Source organism: Paraglaciecola mesophila (genome assembly GCF_009906955.1).
GTDB classification, from domain to species: domain Bacteria; phylum Pseudomonadota; class Gammaproteobacteria; order Enterobacterales; family Alteromonadaceae; genus Paraglaciecola; species Paraglaciecola mesophila_A.
This window is the reverse complement of sequence record NZ_CP047656.1, coordinates 2388868-2411576: the sequence shown is the minus strand read 5'-3', so window position 1 is coordinate 2411576 and position 22709 is coordinate 2388868. Positions and strand designations below refer to the sequence as shown.

Annotated in this window: 17 protein-coding genes; 9 read left to right on the top strand and 8 right to left on the bottom strand. The window is 45.4% G+C overall.

Annotated features, from left to right (window positions below):
- Positions 1-23: 23 nt before the first annotated feature.
- The 4 genes from FX988_RS10240 to FX988_RS10225 all read left to right on the top strand — a co-directional run bounded on the left by FX988_RS10240 (position 24) and on the right by FX988_RS10225 (position 6519).
- Positions 24-1139 carry a PQQ-dependent sugar dehydrogenase gene (locus tag FX988_RS10240; RefSeq protein WP_160179620.1) on the top strand — a complete coding sequence of 372 codons (1116 nt, stop codon included), beginning with the start codon at positions 24-26 and terminating at the stop codon, positions 1137-1139.
- Positions 1140-1221: 82 nt separating this feature from the next.
- Entirely contained in the window at positions 1222-3534 is a 2313-nt protein-coding gene (gene parC / locus FX988_RS10235) for a DNA topoisomerase IV subunit A (RefSeq protein WP_160179618.1), read from the top strand.
- Between the two features lie 80 nt (positions 3535-3614).
- Complete coding sequence (locus FX988_RS10230; protein WP_160179617.1) at positions 3615-5294, top strand: carboxylesterase/lipase family protein; 1680 nt, start codon at positions 3615-3617, stop codon at positions 5292-5294.
- Positions 5295-5400: 106 nt separating this feature from the next.
- Positions 5401-6519 carry a succinylglutamate desuccinylase/aspartoacylase family protein gene (locus FX988_RS10225; protein WP_160179615.1) on the top strand — a complete coding sequence of 373 codons (1119 nt, stop codon included), beginning with the start codon at positions 5401-5403 and terminating at the stop codon, positions 6517-6519.
- A 46-nt stretch (positions 6520-6565) separates the two neighbouring features.
- On the opposite strand, the gene FX988_RS10220 is transcribed toward FX988_RS10225, so the two are convergent.
- Both FX988_RS10220 and FX988_RS10215 read right to left on the bottom strand, forming a co-directional pair.
- Positions 6566-7045, bottom strand: coding sequence for an Lrp/AsnC family transcriptional regulator (locus tag FX988_RS10220; protein WP_160179613.1), 480 nt, complete (start codon positions 7043-7045; stop codon positions 6566-6568).
- A 122-nt stretch (positions 7046-7167) separates the two neighbouring features.
- Positions 7168-8466: an OapA family protein gene (locus FX988_RS10215; RefSeq protein ID WP_160182152.1), complete on the bottom strand. Its 1299-nt coding sequence runs from the start codon at positions 8464-8466 to the stop codon at positions 7168-7170.
- A 210-nt stretch (positions 8467-8676) separates the two neighbouring features.
- Between FX988_RS10215 and tyrS the strand changes: the two genes are divergently transcribed.
- Positions 8677-9876, top strand: coding sequence for a tyrosine--tRNA ligase (tyrS, locus tag FX988_RS10210; protein ID WP_160179611.1), 1200 nt, complete (start codon positions 8677-8679; stop codon positions 9874-9876).
- Between the two features lie 48 nt (positions 9877-9924).
- Here the strand turns inward: tyrS and FX988_RS10205 are convergent, their stop codons facing one another.
- From FX988_RS10205 to FX988_RS10185, 5 genes are all read right to left on the bottom strand, one after another.
- The gene (locus FX988_RS10205) at positions 9925-10341 is read right to left on the bottom strand and encodes a DUF2721 domain-containing protein (RefSeq protein ID WP_160179610.1); all 417 of its coding nucleotides are present in this window, start codon (positions 10339-10341) and stop codon (positions 9925-9927) included.
- A 71-nt stretch (positions 10342-10412) separates the two neighbouring features.
- A complete protein-coding gene (locus tag FX988_RS10200) occupies positions 10413-10856 on the bottom strand; it encodes a hypothetical protein (protein WP_160179609.1) in 444 nt (147 codons plus the stop codon).
- 197 nt (positions 10857-11053) lie between these two features.
- Positions 11054-12019, bottom strand: a complete 966-nt coding sequence (locus FX988_RS10195; RefSeq protein WP_160179608.1) for a cobalamin biosynthesis protein — start codon at positions 12017-12019, stop codon at positions 11054-11056.
- 8 nt (positions 12020-12027) lie between these two features.
- On the bottom strand, positions 12028-12735 hold the full coding sequence (locus FX988_RS10190; RefSeq protein ID WP_160179607.1) for a 5'-methylthioadenosine/adenosylhomocysteine nucleosidase: 708 nt from the start codon (positions 12733-12735) through the stop codon (positions 12028-12030).
- Between the two features lie 218 nt (positions 12736-12953).
- Positions 12954-14132 (bottom strand): DcaP family trimeric outer membrane transporter, encoded by a 1179-nt coding sequence (locus FX988_RS10185; protein ID WP_160179606.1) that lies wholly within the window; start codon positions 14130-14132, stop codon positions 12954-12956.
- Between the two features lie 322 nt (positions 14133-14454).
- Here FX988_RS10185 and acs point away from each other — a divergent pair, with 322 nt between their 5' ends.
- Together acs and FX988_RS10175 are read left to right on the top strand one after the other, a co-directional pair.
- Positions 14455-16395 carry an acetate--CoA ligase gene (gene acs, locus FX988_RS10180; protein ID WP_160179605.1) on the top strand — a complete coding sequence of 647 codons (1941 nt, stop codon included), beginning with the start codon at positions 14455-14457 and terminating at the stop codon, positions 16393-16395.
- Positions 16396-16436: 41 nt separating this feature from the next.
- On the top strand, positions 16437-17096 hold the full coding sequence (locus FX988_RS10175; protein ID WP_160179604.1) for a response regulator transcription factor: 660 nt from the start codon (positions 16437-16439) through the stop codon (positions 17094-17096).
- Here FX988_RS10175 and FX988_RS10170 read toward each other — a convergent pair.
- Positions 17044-20481, bottom strand: coding sequence for a sodium:solute symporter family transporter (locus FX988_RS10170; protein WP_160179603.1), 3438 nt, complete (start codon positions 20479-20481; stop codon positions 17044-17046). The genes FX988_RS10175 and FX988_RS10170 overlap by 53 nt on opposite strands.
- 174 nt (positions 20482-20655) lie before the next feature.
- On the opposite strand from FX988_RS10170, the gene FX988_RS10165 reads away from it, so the two are divergent.
- Both FX988_RS10165 and FX988_RS10160 read left to right on the top strand, forming a co-directional pair.
- Positions 20656-20922 carry a DUF4212 domain-containing protein gene (locus tag FX988_RS10165; protein ID WP_160179602.1) on the top strand — a complete coding sequence of 89 codons (267 nt, stop codon included), beginning with the start codon at positions 20656-20658 and terminating at the stop codon, positions 20920-20922.
- Between the two features lie 10 nt (positions 20923-20932).
- Positions 20933-22654 carry a sodium:solute symporter family protein gene (locus tag FX988_RS10160; RefSeq protein WP_160179601.1) on the top strand — a complete coding sequence of 574 codons (1722 nt, stop codon included), beginning with the start codon at positions 20933-20935 and terminating at the stop codon, positions 22652-22654.
- The last annotated feature ends 55 nt before the right edge of the window (positions 22655-22709 follow it).

Sequence of the window (22709 nt, the reverse complement as noted above, 5' to 3'; positions counted from 1 at the left end):
CTTACCCTATCAGGAAATAATCTATGATACTTCGCCGATTGATTCTACTTTCTTTTGTCAGCTTTACTGGGTTGGCTGAGTCTTTACCGTTAGAAAAACTCACTTTACCTAAGGGATACAACATTGAAGTGTACGCCTCGGACGTAAAAAATGCCCGACAAATGGCATTAAGTGAAAACGGCATTTTATTTGTAGGTAGTCGCGGTGGCGGCGTCTTAACCGCTGTTGTGGATCAAGACCAAGATGGCAAGGTGGATGAGGTATTGCAAATAGCCAAAGATTTGACCATGCCATCAGGCATCACGATAAAGGACGGCGACTTATATGTAGCAGAGGTTAGCCGCATCTTAAAGTACGCTGATATCGAGAAGAACTTCCGTGACCTGCCAGCACCTGAAGTGGTCATTGACGGCCTACCGGATAAAAAACACCATGGCTGGAAATACATCGATTTTGGTCCAGACGACTGGTTATATATTCCCGTTGGCGCCCCCTGTAACATATGTGAAACTAACAAAGGCGAGTCCTTTGATAATCCTGAATTCGCCTCTATTTTAAAATATAACCTACAGACCAAAGAGCGTAAGTGGGTAGCGAAGGGCGTTCGCAACAGCGTAGGGTTTGATTGGCACCCGCAAACACAGCAAATGTGGTTTAGCGATAACGGCCGTGACATGATGGGTGACGATATTCCGCCTTGTGAAATAAATAGAGTGGACGAAGTGGGTGCTCACTATGGATATCCATATTATCACGGTGGAACGATTGCTGATCCTGAATTCGGCACGGGCAAAAATGCCGAAGATTATGTGGCGCCAGCACTTAATCTTGGAGCACATGTAGCCCCCTTAGGTATCCATTTTTATCACGGCGATATGTTTCCAGCAGAAACGCAAAATACCCTTTTTGTGGCCGAACATGGTTCCTGGAACCGCACTGAAAAATCCGGTTATAAAGTGATGCAAGCCGTATTAAAAAACAACGAAATTGTTGAATACAGACCTTTCATCGAAGGTTGGTTACAGGCTGATGAAACATCTTGGGGGCGACCTGTCGCCATGTTAACTATGCCCGATGGCAGCTTGTTAGTATCTGATGATTTCGCGAATGTTATTTATAGGGTAACCTACCAGAAGTAATCAATTTTCCACGTATAAAGCGGGGTGAATAATACATTTTCACCCCCAACAACAATAATAACAACGGCCGATATAGCAGACTATGAGTCAAGAAATTATTATCAATAAAGATGGCATCGAACAGCTTCCGATGCGTCAGTTCACCGAAGAGTCTTACCTTAATTATTCCATGTACGTCATCATGGACCGGGCATTGCCCCACATTGGCGACGGCCTAAAGCCTGTTCAGCGGCGAATTGTGTACGCTATGTCAGAGTTAGGCTTGAGCAATAACGCAAAGTATAAAAAGTCTGCGCGTACTGTGGGTGATGTACTTGGTAAATTTCATCCTCATGGTGATTCAGCCTGTTATGAAGCTATGGTGCTGATGGCTCAGCCGTTTTCTTATCGTTACCCGCTGGTTGATGGACAAGGAAACTGGGGGGCACCAGATGATCCTAAATCATTTGCTGCGATGCGTTACACCGAGTCACGATTATCAAAATTCAGTGAAGTGCTACTAACTGAACTTGGTCAGGGAACGGTAGATTGGCAGCCTAATTTCGACGGCACACTTGATGAGCCCAAAATACTACCTGCACGTTTACCGCATATCTTACTCAATGGTATTACCGGTATCGCCGTGGGTATGGCCACAGATATTCCGCCGCACAACGTGCGGGAAGTGGCCAATGCCTGTGCCCATTTACTGGACAACAGCAAGGCCGAGTTGCATGAGTTATTAGCGTTTGTACAAGGCCCTGATTACCCTACAGATGCAGAAATTATTACGCCGAAAAGCGACATTCGTAAAATGTACGAAACCGGTCGTGGCTCGATAAAAATGCGTGCTGTATATTATGAAGAAGCGGGAGACATTATTATAACCGCGTTGCCGCATCAGGCATCGGGCGGTAAAATATTAGAACAAATTGCTGCCCAAATGCAGGCAAAGAAACTCCCTATGGTCAGCGATTTACGAGACGAGTCTGATCACGAAAACCCCACACGTTTGTTGATTACACCGCGCTCAAACCGTGTCGACGTTGAGCAATTAATGCAGCACTTGTTCGCTACCACAGATCTAGAAAAGAACTATCGCGTTAACATCAACATGATTGGTTTAGATGGTCGCCCGCAAGTTAAAGATCTGCGCATGATCTTGTCTGAATGGTTAGTGTTTAGGAAAGACACAGTCGTTAGGCGCTTACAGTTCCGCTTAGATAAAGTATTGGCGCGCTTACATATTTTAGAAGGCTTAATGATTGCCTTTTTAAATATCGATGAAGTGATTCGTATTATTCGCTACGAAGAAAAGCCAAAACAAGTCTTGATGGACACCTTTTCGTTATCTGATATACAAGCCGAAGCAATTTTAGAGTTAAAACTACGCCATTTAGCTAAGCTTGAAGAAATGAAAATTAAAGGTGAGCAAGATGAGCTCGCCAAAGAGCGGGACGAGCTACAATTGATTTTAGGTTCTGATCGCCGTCTTAAGACTCTGATCAAAAAAGAAATTTTAGCAGCAGCTGAGCTATACGGTGATGACAGACGCTCACCGATAATTGAACGCTCCGAGTCAAAAGCCTTAACTGAAAAGGAGTTAATTCCCTCTGAAGCGGTAACGGTGGTGTTATCTGAAAAAGGCTGGGCACGCTGTGCCAAAGGTCATGATGTTGATGTGGCTGGCTTAAGTTATAAAGCAGGGGATAAATACCTTGCAAGCAGCAAAGGCCGCAGTAATCAGCAAGCGGTGTTTATGGACACATCTGGGCGCGCGTTCTCTTGTGATGCTCACGTTTTACCCTCAGCGCGAAGCCAAGGAGAGCCCATCACAGGGCGTTTCAGTATCGTCAGTGGCGAAACCGTTGAACACGTTGTGATGGGGCAAGATGAACAGCAATACCTAATTGCTTCTGATGCTGGCTACGGTTTTGTTGGCAAGTTTGCCGACATGATCAGCAAGAACCGAGCGGGTAAGGCATATTTGTCTTTGCCTAAGTCGGCTAAAGTCATTTCACCGCAGCCGGTGCACGATTTAGCTTCAGACTGGTGTTTAGCCATTTCAAATGAAGGTCGAATGCTGATGTTTCCATTACGTGACTTACCTAGTTTAGGTAAAGGTAAGGGTAATAAAATTATCAGTATTCCGTCTGCCAAATCACAGGCTCGCGAGGAGTTCGTTAAAGTGTTAGCGGTTGTTCCTCAAGGTGCAAATGTAAAAGTGCTGGCAGGTAAACGCGGCATGACGCTCACTGCCGATGACCTGACGCATTATCAAGGTGAAAGAGGTCGACGTGGTAATAAACTACCGCGAGGTCTGCAACGCGTTGATGGCATCGAAGTGGAAGCAGGCGCGATGCCCACTGAGCCTGACAGTGACGGTGAAGATCTACCAAACGAGCCATTGCTCTAATGTTTCTCTGCCGGCGATAGGACTGTGCTGTCGCTGGCACTCTATTCGCTACCGGCACTTTATTAGCAAAAGGAACGCTCATGAAATCGGCTTTATTTTCTTTCTTTTTAGTTATTTTTTCCCCTGTTGCACTCGCAACACAGGTTAACACTGCCTATGGTGCGCTATCCGGCGAGAAAAATGAGCAAACTAACATTTTGGCATTCAAGGGCGTTCCTTTTGCCGCGCCACCTGTGGGAGAACTTCGTTGGCAACCTCCTCAGCCGGTGAAGGCATGGCAAGGTGTGCGTGCAGCCACAGCGTTTGCGCCACGAGCAATGCAAAACCCCATATACAGTGATATGCAATTTCGCTCAAACGACATTAGCGAAGACAGCTTATACCTAAATATATGGACGCCAAGCACAGCGAAGACGGCGAAATTACCGGTGTTATTATACTTTCACGGCGGAGGTTTTATTGCAGGCAGCGCAGATGAAAAACGTTACGACGGTACTTCAATGGCCCAAAACGACATTGTGGTGATTACTGCCAATTATCGTCTTGGTGTCTTTGGCTTTCTCGCACACAAAGGGTTATCTAATCAAACAGACTATCAAGGCTCGGGTAATTACGGCTTGATGGATCAACAAGCTGCTTTGAAATGGGTTGCTGAGAATATTCAGCAGTTTGGGGGTGATCCTAAGCGTATTACTATTGCAGGGGAGTCAGCAGGTTCTATTTCGGTTTCAGCGTTAATGGTAGCTCCTTCGGCCAAGTCTTATATTGCTGGTGCCATTGGCGAGAGTGGTTCAGTAGTAGGCCCTCCGCTTGACCCTTTGAGCCTTGAGGATGCTGAGCGATACGGTAGCGAAGTAACTACGGCTGCACTTAAAAACACCCCAGGACAAGGCTTAACTCTTCCTGAAGAACGTATGACGGCGCTTCGAAAGATGCCTGCGCAAACCCTGCTTGATAAAGTGACTAAGGGCGGCTTCATTTATTTTAAGCCTAATGTAGATGGTAGGTTCTTTCCTGAGTCATCCGCTACTTTGTATGCTAAAGGTCAACAGGCAAACGTACCTCTACTACTTGGTGATAACTCTCAAGAGGGTAATTATCAACAGATCATGATGGATGGCGAGCCCACTGTTGAGCATTATGTGGATAAGATAAAGCGTCTTTACCCTGATAATACTAAAAAGGTACTTGTGCTGTATCCCGGACAAAACAGTGAACAAGTTAAAGCTTCAGCCCAGGCTTTGGCCAGTGATCGCTTTATGGGGATAGCGACCTATAACTGGGCTTATCAACACAGCAAAACGAGTTCAGCACCAAGCTACTATTATTTTTACGACCATGTGCGTCCTGCCATGGTAGGGGCGAAAAAAGTTCCGCCAGCTAATAAAGCTCGCGGTGCCGTGCATTCCGCTGAAATAGAATACGCGTTGGGGAATTTAGACGTAAACCCCTTGTACCTTTGGCAGGAAGCGGATTATCAGGTTTCTAACATGATGCAGCAATACTTTGTCCAGTTTATTAAAACAGGTTCACCTAATAGCCCCCCTGAAAACACGCGTGATTTACCTATTTGGCCACAGTTTTCGGAGCACAAACGTATGGTTTTAAAGGCTGAACCTGAAGTTGAAGATATCGGATATCTGCAGGAGCGACATGCATTTCACCGTCGTTATTATCAAGGTCGCGATGACATTGATAAAGCGCAAGGGGAAAAAGACGGTCTTGAAGACATCATTGAAAAGAAACGTGCTGAGCATTAACCCATCTGATGAGCTTGATTTCCTTAATCCATGATGCGCTTTGTGATGCTTCAGCTGTTGGGTACAAACAGCCATTACAAAGTAGCGTACAACCACGAGTTTGAATGTGAGCAACCAATTTAAAAAAGAATACATAGTGGTGGCACAAAATGCATCAGGGCGAAATATGAACGTTCCCCTGTACCGTTTTATTGGCGAGAAGCCTGGCCCGAAAGTTTACATTCAAAGCTCAATACACGGCGCTGAGGTTCAAGGCAACGTGGTGATATACCACCTTATTCAACGACTGAAGCAACAGCCAATTTGCGGTGAAGTCATATTAGTGCCGAATTGTAACCCTGTTGGCACCAATATTAAGGCGGGGGAGTATACCTTAGGACGATTTGATCCGGTCAATGGTACAAACTGGAATCGAGGCTATTTTTATGATGAAAGCTTGATCCAAGAGTTTGCCCAAAGTGTGCAAGATGATGAATCTGTTCCACAAATCAAGCAGCGTTTTCGTCAGCAAATAAAGGACATTTTGGCTGAAAAATTACAAGAATCTTGGGGTATTGGGCTCGCCCAGCGTCTCAACTTGAAGCTGCAGCAACTCGCCTTTGACGCAGATTTTGTACTTGATTTACACAACGGGCCTGTGTCGACACGGCATATTTATGTGCCCGAATATGCGCAAGCGTCAGCAACGATGTTTAATATCCCTCATGTTATTTTAATCCCTAATAAATTTGCGGGTGCGTTAGATGAAGCCACGTTTTGCCCGTGGTGGACATTGCAAACTCTACTCAGTGATAAGCGCCAAAAAGCGGTCGAATTCGGAGTTGAGGCGTTCACACTGGAAATGGGCAGCCAGGAAGTGATTAGTTTTACTGACGGTGAATATGACGCCAATAGTATTTTGTCTTACCTCAATGCAAAAGGATGCCTAATCGAAAGTGATATTTATCCGCAAACTATGCGCAGAGTTGCTACATACTTGAAAAACTATAAAGTGTTGTATACCCAACAAGGTGGTATGGTCGAGTATTTAGCTAAGCCTGGTGAAATGATAAAACAAGGCCAGCCATTAGCGAAATTACTGAATGTGGATGAACTCGATACCCCGAATGCAACGGAGTTGATCCTTGCACAGTGCGATCTTATTCCTATTTTGCATTTCCCGTCTGCGTCTATTTTAAGTGGTACCCAGCTATATAAATGTTTTACCCACTACTTTGAATTATAGCGACTTATGTAGCGGATATTTCTGGTTAGAACTCGGGTTTTTCAGGTTAGAACTTAGGTAGCTTTTGCGAGCGTCTATGTTCATATACAAGGGCGCTTTCAACGTGGTTTATTTCAGGTCTAGCGGTAAGTTGATTGAACACGAAGTCACGCAAATGGCTGGAATCGGAAACCGTGACATGCAATAAAAAGTCAATATTGCCGCCCATATGAAACACACTTAGCACCTCAGGTTGCGGCAGCAAGTCAGCAACAAAATCATCAACTGCCAAACGGTTGTGATCAGATAAACGAATAGAAATCATCGCTTGAATATGGCCGCCTAACGCATTCAAATCGACTTGCAGCGAGGCGCCCTGAATGATGTTGTCAGCTTGTAAGCGTTTGATACGCTCTAAACATGATGAAGGCGCTAGCCCGACACGTTTTGCTATTTCTTTGTTAGTAGTGCGGGCATCTTCGAATAACGAGGCAATGATATCTAAATCAATACTGTCCAGAGCTCGACTGTTTTTTTTAGGCGTCATAATGTGACTCACTCACCATTGAAAGAGGCAAAAGGCCGAGAAAGGGAACGCTTGCCAGCGAGAACTTATTCATTTTTTGCCTTCCCGCTGACTATACAGGCTGCTGGGAAATGGGCGTACAATTAGTTCATTGCCAACATGATACGCTTGCTGTTACTGAGTAATTCAAGCTGTTCTTTGGCGACCAATTCGAATGCGTCACGCTCTTTTTTGGCAATAGGTAAGGCCTTTGGTAATGATACCGTTCTTGGGTTGCGGTGCACACCATCAACTAAAAATTCATAGTGTAGATGTGGGCCTGATGCCAATCCGGTAGAGCCAACGGTACCAATTACATCGCCTTGCTTGACCGTTTGACCGACTTTTACGTTACGCTTGGTAAAGTGTAAATATTTGGTCACATACTTTTCGCCATGCTGAATAAACACATGGTTTCCATTGTATTTATCGTACGAGGAACGGATAACTTTGCCATCGCCAGCAGCCATTACTGGCGTGCCTCGATTGGCAGCGTAATCCACACCACGGTGTGCTTTCCAACGTTTTTGTACTGGGTGAAAACGACGTTTTGTGAAACTAGAGCTGATGTATTTGAAACTGACTGGTGCGCGTAAAAAGCTCTTGCGCATGCTTCGCCCTTCCGGAGTGTAGTAATTTCCGTCAGAATAGCGGATCGCGGTGAAGGTGTTCCCACCGTTGGTGAATTCAGCAGAGACGATGTCACCATATTCAACAAATTCGCCATCAATATATTTTTCTTCGAAAACCACGTTAAAATTATCACCTTGGCGGATTTCTAACGCAAAATCGATATCCCAACCAAAAATTGCCGCTAAGCTCATAATTTGGCTTTCTGATAAATGGGCTTTAACACCCGCATTCCAAAAGCTACTGTTAATTTCACCTTGAGCGTAATTTAAACGTGTATCAACGGTTTTCTCATCTACGCTGGAGACAAGTTTTCCTTCTTGATTTGGTTTGATAAGCAAGGTTTCAGTATTTGAATAGGCATACCCAAGCCCTGCAAATTCGCCATGCTCATCCAATTGTAATGACACTAACTGGCCTGGGCGTATTTTAAGAAGCTTTTTGGCCAAATCACCTGCGCTACTGACATTGTATGTATCACGGGCAGATAACCCTGCACGAGCGAATATTTTAGCTAGAGTGTCTCCTCGCTTAACTTGAAAAGTCTTCCATTCAAGCTCGTCACTCAGTTCATTCTCATGCTCAGTTGATAGGTTTTCGGTGCTTATGGGCAACTCGTAACGTTTGCCTATCTCGAGAAGCGCGGCTTCGGTATTGCGCGATGCGCTAGCACGATCCGATGGGAACAAGGCGAGAATAAGGACAATAGACGCGAGGGAAATAACCGCCCATTTATGTGCTTTAGGTAATTGTGAAAAGGCTTTTTGTACCACAGGAAAATTCAACTCATACAACTTTGAAGTGTGCAGAATATAATGATTAGGGTGTATTTTCTAGGGGGAGGTTGTTTTTTATACATTTTCGGTACTGTAAGAATTGAAGAATCCTCTGATTAATCCTTATACGGCCTTTCAATACCAAGCGCTGCAACGTAAAATGGCGGATTAAAATTTCTAGAGTTAACACATTAGTAAGGGTTTAAAATGGCAGATTGGCAAAGCGCATTTGCTGAGCTTCAGCGCGGTGCTGAAGAAATATTGTTAGAAGAAGAGCTGATTGCCAAGTTGAAAGAAGGCAAACCGTTAAAAATAAAAGCTGGCTTTGATCCTACCGCTCCAGATTTGCATCTTGGGCACACGGTACTTATCAATAAACTTCGGGCTTTTCAACAGCTTGGGCATGAAGTTATTTTTCTTATCGGTGACTTTACCGGCATGATTGGTGATCCTACGGGTAAAAATGTCACCCGTAAGCCATTAACCCGTGAAGATGTATTGGCCAACGCCGAAACGTACAAAGAGCAAGTATTTAAAATTCTAGACCCTACTAAGACGACCATACGTTTTAACTCAGAGTGGATGGAAGCGTTAGGGGCATCAGGCATGATCAAGCTAGCATCCAGTCAAACCGTTGCCCGTATGCTTGAGCGTGATGACTTTAAAAAACGTTACGCAAATGGTCAGCCCATTGCCATTCATGAATTCTTGTATCCGCTGGTACAAGGTTGGGATTCTGTCGCCCTTGAATCAGATGTTGAATTAGGGGGTACCGACCAACGTTTCAATTTATTGATGGGACGTGAGTTGCAAAAAGGACAGGGCCAACGTCCGCAAACGGTATTGATGACACCTCTGCTTGAAGGGTTAGACGGTGTGCAAAAAATGTCTAAATCACTGGGTAATTATATTGGTATCACTGATTCACCCAGCGACATGTTTGGTAAAATCATGTCAATTTCTGATGATTTGATGTGGCGTTATTACGATTTGCTTAGCTTTAAAGCGATTGAAGAAATTGCTCAGTACAAAGAACAAGTCGCGGCGGGTACGAACCCTAGGGACATCAAAATTGCTCTTGCTAAGGAAATTATTGCGCGTTTTCATGATGAGGCCGCTGCTGATGCTGCGCATCATGAATTTGTTCAGCGTTTCCAGAAAAATGCCATCCCAGATGAAATGCCAGAATTCACGTTTGAAGCTGGTGAAGATGGCATGGCTGTGGCGAACTTGTTAAAAGAAGCTGGGTTAGTTGCATCCACGTCTGAAGCGATGCGCATGGTCAAACAAGGTGCTGTGAAAATGGACGGTGAAAAGGTAGCGGATCAAAAAACAACTTTTCGTTCCTTAGAGCAGGCCGTATTCCAAGTTGGTAAGCGTAAGTTTGCTAGAGTAACACTAGGCTAAATACGGCAAAAATGTGGCTTGCTCTGACTCAGAATAAGCCGCATTTCCTTACGCTTTTTCCCGAGGAGACCTGCGCTTCTTTCTATCTAAATTGAAGTGGCTTAGGTGCAAGTCCAGCGCTTCTACTGAAATATTAATCTCTCTAACTGATAATCCCAGTGAATAGAGTAACAGTACTAGACTACCCGCAAAAATCGTGCTGCCTACCGTTTGATACTCTGCGTAAATCGCTAACATAGATAACACACACAAGAAAAAGCTAAAGGCGCCAAACTCTTGCATGCGTTTTATCAATTGAATACGTTTGCGTAAGTTATTAATTTGGGCGTGTGTGTTTTCTTGATCCTGGGTAGGATCTAAGTTTCGAATGGTACTGGCTAAGGTCAAGAAGCGGTTTGTGTAGGCCAATAATAATAAAGAGATTGCTGGAAAGAGCATAGCTGGGGTGGTTAGGGTAATCGTCATATTAAAACCGTATTCTTGCCATGTGAATAATCGCGCATTATGCCATAACTTAGTATGTCGGCTAACAGGGGTTAACTGACTAATCTGACTTTTTTCTCGCTGTGCTCGACAAGTTCTTTGCTAAGTTGTTCCATGGCTAACGGTACACTCGAAAATATGCGCTCGCTTAGTGGCAACGTGAGACCCGCTTTGTGGCGAATGGTCTTAAGCTGCGCAATACCTACTGCCGACATCAAGCAATAAGCATCAGCGACACAATTGTTTTGCAGGCTCATGGTGTATGCTTGAAATAAATGGGCCTCGGCTTGTGGAGTAGCGGCTTCATGCAATAGCGCATTGCCAAGGTAAGCCCATGGTTCACCTTGAAAGCTGTGAATAATCTTAGTCAAAGTTGCAACGTACCGCTGGGCAATTAAATCGCAACATGCTCCATTTAAGGTGCAAATGACTATGTTGCCAGAAACGTCAAAGGAATAACTGCCTGAAGCGGTAGAAAATGAAAATTTGGGGGCCATATACAACTCAGATTATGTCAGCTCTAGATACTTAAAAATCAATGCGCTTTGCGGTAAGCACACTGTACGCACTTAAAGTACCAACTCTATAGGGCAAATAATATACCACGTTGGAGTATATAGTTATACGTAGATGTGAAGATTTATACTCTTGAGACCTATGATGAAATACCTTTTCAAACTCGTCGTAACTGAGGTTAGAGACCAAGACGAAAGATAGCAACCCCAACACACAAGCTGATAACCCAAAATGCAAATTTAACTATGGTTATATTGTTCAGTGTTCGTTTGATATCGACCAAGCGAACTTGACGTTTTCCTCCGCACTTGGTCGAACGCTTTTTCTGTCCCTCGTAGATAGCAGGCCCACTTAGTTCAATGCCCATTGCACCACCGTGCAGCGCTAAAAGGGTCTGATGTGTACAGCTTGAGGGGGGTAATTCGCCTTGCGCCTTGAGTGCGCTTGGAACGCTGCCCAACAGAATGTACAGATATGAGGTTACACGCAGAGGTAGCCACTGCATGACCTTTAATAGTGTAGTGCAAGGTTGCCCAAAGTAACTGAAACGGTCACGTTTGGTATTCCAGCAATGCGAAAACTCATAGACTAAGCGAAAACACAGGGCAGCAACTGGACCGAACAACAGGAAGGTTAGAGCGGTGCAAAGGTATTGCTGATGAAACCGCAACAAGGTACTTTCGAGCGTCGCTTTTACTATTCCCACCTCAGAGAGTAAATCCGTTTCCCGAAGCACTATGGGTTTTAGCATTTGCCGAGCTAAGGTTTTTTTACCCAGCGCCAATGCAGAATTCACTTTTTTTGCTTGCGCCAATATCCCTTGATACTGCAATGCGATAAGGAGTAATAAGCCGTCAAAAAAGAGCGGAAACTCGGCCATGGTGATAAAAATAGCCAGTATGACTGCCACTGGGCTAATGAGTACCAAGGGCGCTAACGTACCCGATATTCGCTGTTGAAGAATGGCTCTGTCTGCTGAAGGGTGCACCTTATCAGCCATCCTTGTCGCCACTAGTTTGGCAAAACTAAGGGGGTGATAGCGCTCAGGCCAGTTCACTAGCCTTTCAACTAGCATGACCACGCCCAGCAGCCAAATAGGCTGAAGTGCTGGTGAGTACAATAACGCGTCGATATAGCTCGCCAAGGTGACGGTTACTTAGATGCCTGTTGCAAGACCGTGATCATATTCATAACGAGCAGGGCAGAGTGTTTTGCTGCTTGCTCCAAATAGGTCTGAAACGACACGGTTGAGGCTTTGCCTGCAATATCTGATAACGAACGAATGACCAAGAAAGGGACATTCAGCAAGTGACAAGTTTGCCCAATAGCCACACCTTCCATTTCTGCTGCGGCAATGGCTGGAAAATCTGCGAGCAGTTTAGCTGCCGCTTCGTCACTACCGATAAATGCATCACCAGTGCAGATTAGACCACGCTTGGTTTTAACTTCACCTAAAGTTAATGCGGCCTTTTCAGCTGCGTCGATAAGCGTAGCATCGCACATGTAGGTCTCTGGCATCCCAGCGCATTGACCTAGTGCGTAGCCAAAGTGAGTTAAGTCAGCGTCGTGATGCACAACTTCATTGGCTATTACTACATCGCCGATGCTCAAAGCCTGATCAAAGCCACCAGCTGAACCGGTATTAACGACATAATCAGGGGAAAATTTGTCGACTATTATGGTCGTGGCAACTGCAGCTGCAACTTTGCCAATACCACATTTTACCAGTACTACCTCTATGCCATTCAATTGACCGCTATAAAGCGTTAGATGAGCATGTTGATGCTCAGCAAGCCCAGTGATTGATTGTTTTAGAAGGGTAATCTCTTCATCCATGGCACCTAAAATGGCAATTTTCATACGTATTTGGATCTCATTTATTTAATGGGAAGAGTTTATTACGGATAACACAAAGATGAAACTGTGGGACGTACGATCATTAAGGCGCTTCAGGCGTGAACAAAGCGTGCTAAGCGCTAGAAAAGAATTAAAAAAGCGCCATCAGTAGATGATGGCGCAACACGAGTCGACACGTTGGGCGTTGCCTCTCGTCTATGTTTGCACAGCAAACACATTCACTAAAAAGCGTACTTGGCGGAAAATTGCAGCCGGCTCATATCGCCATCAATGTCAGACTCTAATGTTTTCTGAGCATAAGCATATTCAGCGGCAAAGGTGAGCTCTGGGGTAGGAGAGTAAAGAAGGTTGGCTCGCGCGCTGTAGGTTTGTTTGATTACGCCTAAGCCGGTTAACTCTGTGTCGTTGTCAGCGCTAAGCATGGCGTAACTGAAAGTGCTGCGCCACTGGGCGTCCCAGAAATGGCGATAGGCTAGCGTAAAACCGCGCACGTCTATGCTTTCTAGCTCGTTGTTGGCATTGAGCACGGCACTGTTGACGGCATTTAAGCCTATATAGCGTCCTAGGCCTCTGCCGATATTTGCCATGACACGTAAATCGTCTTCGCCAAGGTTAATTTTACTGGTGATACTCAGCCCATAACTGATTTCGTCGCTATCAATATTATTCCCGTCTTGTTTATCTACATAGGCTAGTTGACGCACAAGACCCGCGATAGCAACATGCCCCCAAGGTCGATTTAAGGTGTAGCGGGCAGCTAGATCTGGCACTGAGTTGTCATCAGCCACAATTCGACCGTTTCCCCCTAAAGGCGTTACTGTGGTTTCGGGGTTTTCCAGTGAAACTTCGAATGCACCAGAGGTGTATCTGATCATCGTTTGGCGAGCGAATATCGTTCCGTCGGTCACACCGATAAAATCCACTGATTCGGGTAAGGTTCTTACATCTTGAAAGGTTGACCAAGTTTGCCCAATCAGCCAATTGTTATATTTTAAGAATGCATGTCTTATTCTGGGCTCATAGGAATTACTGATACGTTCATTGCCATCGGGCGTGGTATGAAAATCGAATTCAAGTACTCCGGTTATTGTTTGTTCGTTACTGAGCAATGTATTGCTCGTAAAGCGAAAACGCGATTGTTTGATATGTGCGTCAAATTGAGCACTTTCTTGTTCTCCTCCCGTAGGTGTCAAACTCGGTATATAAAAGTCTCGCCCAATACTGCCTGAGGCTAACGTTCCGTCGCTATATTGACTCACCATGGCATCTGCCTTTACATAACCACTCACGCTGAACGTTGTCTTTTCTAATGGTTTTGCTTGAATGGTAAAGGGAGTGACCAATATTACAGTGGCTAGCCCAGTGAGTGTGTGTCGAATGAATGTTTGAGTGCGTGCCATGATGATTTCCATTGTTATGGTTCAAAACGGCAATTACTGTGGCGTAGGTCTTGAAAGCTCGCCATAAGCTCATGGTCTATAAGACCTGAGTCTTACGCGCACGAAATACCTTTATTTGTGTGTGTGTAACGAGACACTTTGCTTAGCAAAGTCTCGATTTATCTGGGCTGTAAATAGGAAGATTGTTAAATATCTTCGAGACTTGTAGTATTTTGTTTGGCTATTTGTAAGAAGGGGATAAGACCAAGGTCTCATTCCGGTTTACGTTCTTACGAGTACAGTGCTCAATATTCTCATTTGTGTATTCAGTTTTGGAGTCATTATGTCGCAACAAGTTTATCCTGTTCCAGCACACGCTAAAGAGCAAAGCCACCTTACACCGCAAGACTACGCACGTATGTATGCACAGTCGGTGGAAGATCCTGAAGCTTTCTGGGCTGAGCAAGCGAAATCCCTCGATTGGGTCACTGCACCAACTAAAATTAAAAACACCTCATTTGATGCCCATAATGTCAGTATTAAATGGTTCGAAGATGGTGAATTAAATGTGACCTACAATTGTATTGACCGTCATCTAGCAACTCGCGGTCACGTGACAGCGTTTATTTGGGAAGGCGATGACCCGCATTCTCATGACATTATTACTTACCACCGCTTGCACGATGAAGTGGCTAAAATAGCCAACGGTTTACGCAAACTAGGTGTAGGCAAAGGTGATCGTGTGGCGATTTATATGCCGATGATCCCTCAAGCTGTTTACGCTATGTTAGCCTGCGCCAGAATTGGCGCGGTGCACACTGTTATATTCGGTGGCTTTTCACCTAATGCGATTGCTGATCGGGTGAACAATTGCCAAGCAAAAGTATTGATGACAGCTGATGAAGGATTAAGAGCAGGCAAGCAGATCCCCCTAAAAGCAAATGTTGATAGCGCATTGGCTGAACACGACTGCCCGAGTATGGAGCATGTGGTGGTATATAAACATACTGGCAATGATGTCAACTGGGGTAAAAACGATGTTTGCTGGGATGAGCTTACCGCACAGTGCAGTACGGATTGCCCACCAGAGGTCATGAACGCTGAAGACCCGCTCTTTATTCTGTATACCTCAGGCTCAACAGGCCAACCAAAAGGGGTGGTGCATACTACAGGTGGCTACCTGCTATGGGCGTCAATCACTCACAAATACGTATTCGATTACAAACCGGGGGATATTTACTGGTGTGCAGCGGATGTTGGTTGGGTTACAGGGCATAGTTATATCGTTTATGGGCCGCTTGCTAATGGCGCAACGAGCGTGATGTTCGAAGGCGTACCAACTTACCCAGATGTGCGCCGCATTGGGCAAATAGTTGATAAGCATAAGGTAAATATTTTATATACCGCGCCTACCGCTATTCGAGCATTAATGGCCCACGGTGATTTCCCTGTTGAAGGGATAAGTGGCGAATCTTTGCGTCTATTAGGGTCCGTTGGTGAGCCGATTAATCCTGAAGCGTGGCAGTGGTATTACACTACTGTCGGCCAGTCTCGTTGTCCGATTGTGGATACATGGTGGCAGACTGAAACGGGTGGTGCGATGATAACGCCATTGCCTAGTGTAACGGCAATGAAGCCAGGCGCGGCTAGTCATCCGTTTTTTGGTGTACAACCCGCCCTTGTGGACGGCCAAGGCAATGAGTTGCACGGTGCTACTGATGGGAACTTAATTATTACCGACAGCTGGCCGGGGCAAGCGCGTACCGTTTATGGTGATCATGAACGCTTTGTGCAAACCTATTTTACCACCTACCCAGGGACCTATTGCACAGGTGATGGCGCGCGCCGTGACGAAGATGATTATTTTTGGATCACAGGGCGTGTGGACGACGTACTGAATGTTTCTGGCCATCGCTTAGGGACAGCTGAAATTGAAAGCGCGTTGGTTTCCCACTCAGCTGTGGCTGAGGCGGCAGTGGTGGGGTATCCCCATGACCTTAAAGGTCAGGGCATATATGTTTATCTTATGCCCAACGAGGGAGTTGAGGTAAACGAGGAGCTCACCAAAGAGGTATCTAATTGGGTACGTAAAGAACTTAGTCCAATTGCTACACCTGATTTGATACAATGGTCGTCCGGTTTACCTAAGACTCGCTCAGGTAAGATTATGCGTCGTATCTTACGTAAGATAGCCGCAAATGAATATGAACAACTCGGCGATACATCAACGCTAGCTGATCCCAGTGTAGTAGACACACTGATTGAGCAGCGCTTGAATCGCTAAATGGAAACTCGCTCGGATATGAGTGTCAAAATGGCTTCAATATGATAACGCTACTGATTGCTGATGATCACCCTTTGTACCGCGATGCTTTGCGCGGTGCATTAACTTTGTCTTTTAGTGATTTATCACTATTGGAAGCGGCTGATTTAATGCAAACCGTAGCCTTATTAGAAGAACATAAAGACATTGACTTACTGCTGCTCGACTTACACATGCCGGGCAGCGGTGACTTATTTGGCTTAATTCATATACGCAAACTTTTCCCAGAGTTGCCCGTGGCCGTGGTATCCGGTTTGGAAGAACCAACCATTATCACCAAAGTGATTAATTTAGGGGCGCTGGGTTTTGTACCCAAAACCACAGGCGCGACGCAAATAGCGCAAGCCGTGACCAATATGCTTGAAGGTGACATTTGGTTACCACAAGGGTATGCCAGTGACGAAGTGGAGTTAGATAACGAATTTGCCGAACTCGCTGACAAAGTCGCTAGCTTAACGCCTGCTCAATATAAGGTATTGTGCTACATGCGTGATGGGCTACTGAACAAACAAATCGCCTACAACCTTGATATTGCTACCGCCACAGTGAAAGCACATGTGACGGCTATCTTTAAGAAACTACAAATCAATAACCGTACCCAAGCGGTACTTATTGCCTCACAGCTTCAGCTTGAGCCGCCTGCAGCGACGCCCGCAACTTAGCCGGTTTTAAAGGCTTAGCTAAATATCCACAGCCTTGCTTTTTACAATTTTCTATAATTTCTGGCTCAATGTTGGCGGTGATCAATATAGCAGGTACATTATTCGGCGTAATATGTGAAATACGCTCGCGTAACTGGCCAATCAATTCGAGTCCTTCTATATCGCTGCTCAGCTGAAAATCCATTAGGAGCACATCAGGAATAAAATGCGCTAACGATGCTAAAGCACCTTTTGGGGTTTGTTCACAATGAACAGTGACTTTCCATTTGATCAACAAAGATTGCAATGCATCGAGGTTTTGGCGTTGATCGTCAACACATAAGACCTTTAAGTCATGAAAGCCCACTTTATTGAGCTTCAACGATGGTTTGCTGACAACAGGATTACACTGTGGCAACTGAATACTGAATCGGCTACCGCGATTTAGCCGAGAGCGCACTTGAAGGTTGGCATCTAATATCGCGGCCAATCGTTTTACCACACCTAAGCCCAAACCTACTCCCTGTTGCTCATTGCCAGAGATACGATAAAAGTCACCGAATATCTTATTCACTTGGTCTGGCTCGATGCCCGAGCCCGTGTCAAACACTTCAAATAGTACAGCTTGCTCTTTTTGGCGCACTGCAACTAAAACACCTCCCTGCTGGGTGTATTTCAGTGCATTGGAAAGGAAATTCTGCATGATCCGGTAAAGGTAGGTTCGATCAGTTTTTACCCAAACATCAGCAATGTGTGAACGAAGCTGTAAGCCTTTGTGCTCTGCCATGAGTTCAAATTCTGCGATCAGCGGTTGCAGCACCTCAGGCACATGTGTAGCGCTATATTCAGCTTTAAGCTCGCCTTGGTCGATTCGCGCAATGTCTAACAGAGTAGCGATCAAGGCTTCACTGGCGTGAATGCTATTAGATAGCTTACCTAAGGTCTGTCGAGTATCGTCGTTTAAAACCGTTTCTTCTAACGCGCCCAAATAGAGTTTGGCTGCGTTTAGGGGCTGCAGAATGTCGTGGCTGGCCAATGCCAAGAAACGAGTTTTACTGGCATTGGCCTGTTCAGCGGCTTTCCTTGCACTAACCAATTGGGTTTCTGCCTGTGCCCGACGTTGTATTTCCAAGCGCAATTCAGCATTGATGGTTTGCACTTCTTGCGCCCGTTTTTGTATGCGGTTTTCTAAGTCGATATTCGCTTCTTTTAGGGCATGCTGGGTTTCGATATGTTCAGTGACGTCATTAAAGCTGGTGACAAAGCCGCCGCCAGGTAAAGGTGTACCGACCATTTCTAAGGTTCGACCATCGCTGCGTTGGCGCAAAAAACGATGGCTAGTTCCTTTGCGCATATGCTCTAAGCGCTTTTGCACTAAATTTTCAATCTCGCCAGCCCCGCACTCCCCACGCTGAGCATTGTATCGAACTAAGTCTTCTACTGGTCGTCCGACACGAACCATATTCGCTGGATAGCTGAAAAGCGCAAGATAGCTTTTGTTCCACGCGACCAGGTTTAAATCTCGATCAATAACGCTTATCCCTTGTTCAAGACTTTCTAAAGAGGCAACCAGCGCACTCATGTTGAATTGAATCGCTTGGGTGGTGTCATCAAAGAAGTTTACGACTTCTTCAAAATTTAACTTTTTGCCATTAATAGCGCTATCAACGAGGGCTTTTGCGGATGAAGCACCAATGACGCCTCCTAAAGCGCGCTCACTAAAAAGCACAAACTCTTCACTGGCAGATTCCCCGGGGTTAAGAATTTGGCCATTACGTTGTTGGTAATCACTGAGCAATTGCTTGCAGCGTTTCTCGCCTAGGAAAGTACTTAACAAGGTTTGTAAATCGCCAACGCTTGTTTGTGCGAGTAAAATATTATGTTGCTTGCTTTTATCATCTGTCGTGGTGACAAACGCTTCCGCTTGAATACGATCAATTAAGCGTACTTCTGCTACATATGAGAACAAAACATAAGCCAATGCGTTGGCCAGCAAACTGTAAATAGCGACGGTGTTGATGGTGTCATTTAGGAGCAGGTTCTGCCCTGCATCATTGAATAAGGGTAACATCAACCATAAAATCCAAGAGCCAATACCGACCATTAGCCCCGCATACACGCCTTGTGCATGGCCGCGCTTCCAATATAAACCACCGACGATAGCGGGCAATAACTGAATGACTAATGAAAAAGCAATTAAGCCAATGGAAGCGAGTGTGCGACTGTCGGTCATCTGTTGGTAATAAATGTACGCCAAAAACAGAATGGCTGAGATGACTAAACGCCTAATCAGGAGAATGCGTTTGGTGAAGTTAGGAGGCACTCCAGCGCCGCGATGTTCAGCTAATAAATTGGGCAGTATCACGTCATTGGTTAGCATAGTGCTTAGTGTTAACGTCGCGACTATGATCATAGCTGTGGCAGCGGATAACCCTCCCACAAAAACCAACACTTGGAGCAACATACTGCCGCTGCCTATTGCCATTCCTAATACGTAGGTATCCGGCTCTTGGTTTGTGTGGCGAAACATGTCATCGCCAGCGGCGGAAATGATAGGGATCAGTATGGCGATGCACAGTAAGTAAAAGGGAAATAGCCAGCGCGCGGTTTTTAGGTGGCTGAGCTTAAGGTTGTCTACAATGGCAACATGAAATTGGCGAGGTAAGCAAACCACGGCGCCTGCGGCCATTAGTGTTTGCGCGATAAACGAAAATGACCAGATATTGCCAAGGGCATCAGCACTGGCAAACTCATGTAACAGTGGCGCAGTGGCGTGTTGTGAATAGGCAAAATAACCGAAGCTTGCGACAGCGATCAATGCACACAGCTTTATGACTGATTCAAAGGAGATGGCCAACATTAATCCGCGACGATATTCGGTTACGTCGGCATGTTGGGTACCAAAATAGATGGAAAACAGCGCAATGAAGATGGTTGCCCCAAGCACAATCAATTCTGCATGAGTTTGCCCTGAAACCATTAAAAACGCCGAGCCAATTGCTTTTAGTTGCAATGCCACATAGGGAACAATGGCCAGTAGCGCGATCAGCGTCACCAGCAGTGCGATAGTTTGGCGTTTGCCATAGCGAGACGAAATAAAATCCGCAATGGTCGTAATATGTTGTCGTTTACTTACAGCGATGAGTTTACGTAAGAACCGATAACCGAATAAGTAAAGCAGCATCGGCCCGAGGAGTATGGGGAGGTAATCCCAATTATCGCGAGATGCTTCGCCTACCGAACCAAAAAATGTCCAAGCTGTACAATAAATCGCTAGCGCGAGTGAGTAAATCGCTGGATGTGAACTAAAGCGTTTGGCTAGGGCATTATTGCCATCTCCCCATTTCGCCAACCAAAATAGTCCCATCAAATAGACAATGGCTAATAATAACCAACCTAACGCCATAACGATTCCTGTTGCAAGATGCTGTCTTTATTATGCCCCTTAAGGCACTGATTTACATGGACTGTAGCACAATCCCCCTAGTTTAAGGCAGTCGTAAGACCATGGTCTCATTCCGTCTTGTTAAACATAAGCCTAAAGTAATTTACATCTTATTAACCTTGGGTGGAAAACAAGATGGCATTTAAGAATGAAGAAGACAAAAAAGCATACTGGCGGGAAAACCTCACTCTGATGACAAAGTTACTACTGATTTGGTTTGTGGTGTCTTTTGGGTTCGGTATTTTATTGGTCGACTTACTCAATCAAATACAACTATTCGGCTTTAAGTTGGGCTTTTGGTTTGCTCAACAAGGCGCAATTTACGTTTTTGTCGCGTTGATATTTATCTACATGTACAAAATGAATCAACTCGACAAACGCTACGGCGTTGACGAAGAATAGGAGCATTAAAATGGATGTTCAATTACTGACGTTTTTAATTGTGGGCGCTTCTTTCGCCTTATATATAGCCATCGCTGTTTGGGCTCGTGCCGGTTCAACGCAGGAGTTTTATGTTGCTGGTGGTGGTGTTCACCCCATTGCAAATGGTATGGCAACCGCTGCAGATTGGATGTCTGCTGCATCGTTTATATCCATGGCAGGGCTGATTTCCTTTATGGGCTACGACGGTGCTGTTTATTTGCTGGGTTGGACAGGAGGCTACGTGTTGCTTGCGCTTTGCCTCGCGCCGTACCTACGTAAATTTGGTAAATTCACTGTGCCTGATTTCATCGGTGACCGCTATTATTCGCAAACAGCGCGTACGGTAGCCGTTGTGTGTGCCATCTTTGTTTGTTTTACCTATGTGGCGGGGCAAATGCGCGGTGTGGGGGTGGTGTTTAGCCGCTTTCTCGAAGTGGACATAGTCACTGGCGTGGTGATTGGTATGGCGATTGTCTTCTTCTATACCGTATTGGGCGGTATGAAAGGCATAACTTATACCCAAGTCGCTCAGTATTGCGTGTTAATTTTTGCCTACTTAGTACCTGCAGTCTTTATTTCCATCATGGTGACAGGCCATGTGTTACCGCAAACCGGATTCGGTGCTAGCTTAGCTGATGGGTCGGGTGTGTACTTGCTCGATAAACTCGATGGACTATCTACACAGCTCGGTTTTAACGAATATACATCTGGCTCCAAAGGTACCTTCGACGTCTTTTGTATCACAGCTGCGCTAATGGTGGGTACAGCAGGTCTGCCTCACGTAATTGTGCGTTTCTTTACGGTGCCTAAAGTACGTGACGCCCGTAAAAGTGCCGGCTGGGCCTTGTTGTTTATCGCTATTTTGTACACCACTGCACCGTCTATCGCCGCGTTTGCTCGTGTAAATATGATTGAAACCATTAACGGACCAACCGTAAATGAGCAAGTTCCTACAGGCACGCCTTACAGCGACGCGCCGAGTTGGATTACCAACTGGGAAAAAACCGGCTTAATCAGTTGGGATGACAAAAACCAAGACGGCAAAATGTTTTATTCTGGTGATGAAAGAAACGAGATGCACGTTGACCGAGATATCATGGTCATGGCGAATCCTGAAATTGCCAACTTACCCGCTTGGGTAATCGCATTGGTTGCCGCTGGTGGCATTGCAGCCGCTCTGTCTACCTCAGCTGGTTTACTGTTAGTGATTTCAACCTCTGTCTCTCATGACTTACTGAAGCGCAATTTAATGCCCGACATATCTGATAGGAAAGAGCTGTTCTATGCGCGCTTAGCGGCGGGGATCGCGATCGTAATCGCAGGCTATTTCGGAGTTAATCCACCTGGGTTTGTTGCACAGGTAGTGGCTTTTGCGTTCGGCCTAGCTGCGTCGTCATTCTTTCCCGCTATTATAATGGGAATATTCATGAAGCGAATGAACGACAAGGGTGCTATATCAGGCATGTTGGCGGGGATTGGGTTTACTGCTGCTTATATTATTTATTTCAAATTCGTTAACCCTGCAGCAAATGTATCTGAAAACTGGTGGTTTGGCGTTTCACCTGAGGGTATTGGTGCCATTGGTATGTTGGTTAATTTTGCGGTTGCCTTAGTGGTGTTTAAAATGAGTAAAGAAGCACCCGTAGAGATACAGCAACTGGTGGAAGATATTCGCTATCCAAAAGGAGCGGGAGAGGCTTCAGCACATTAACGGTCCGATTGGTTAATCTAAGGTAATTGAAACAACCTTATAATACATAAGCGCC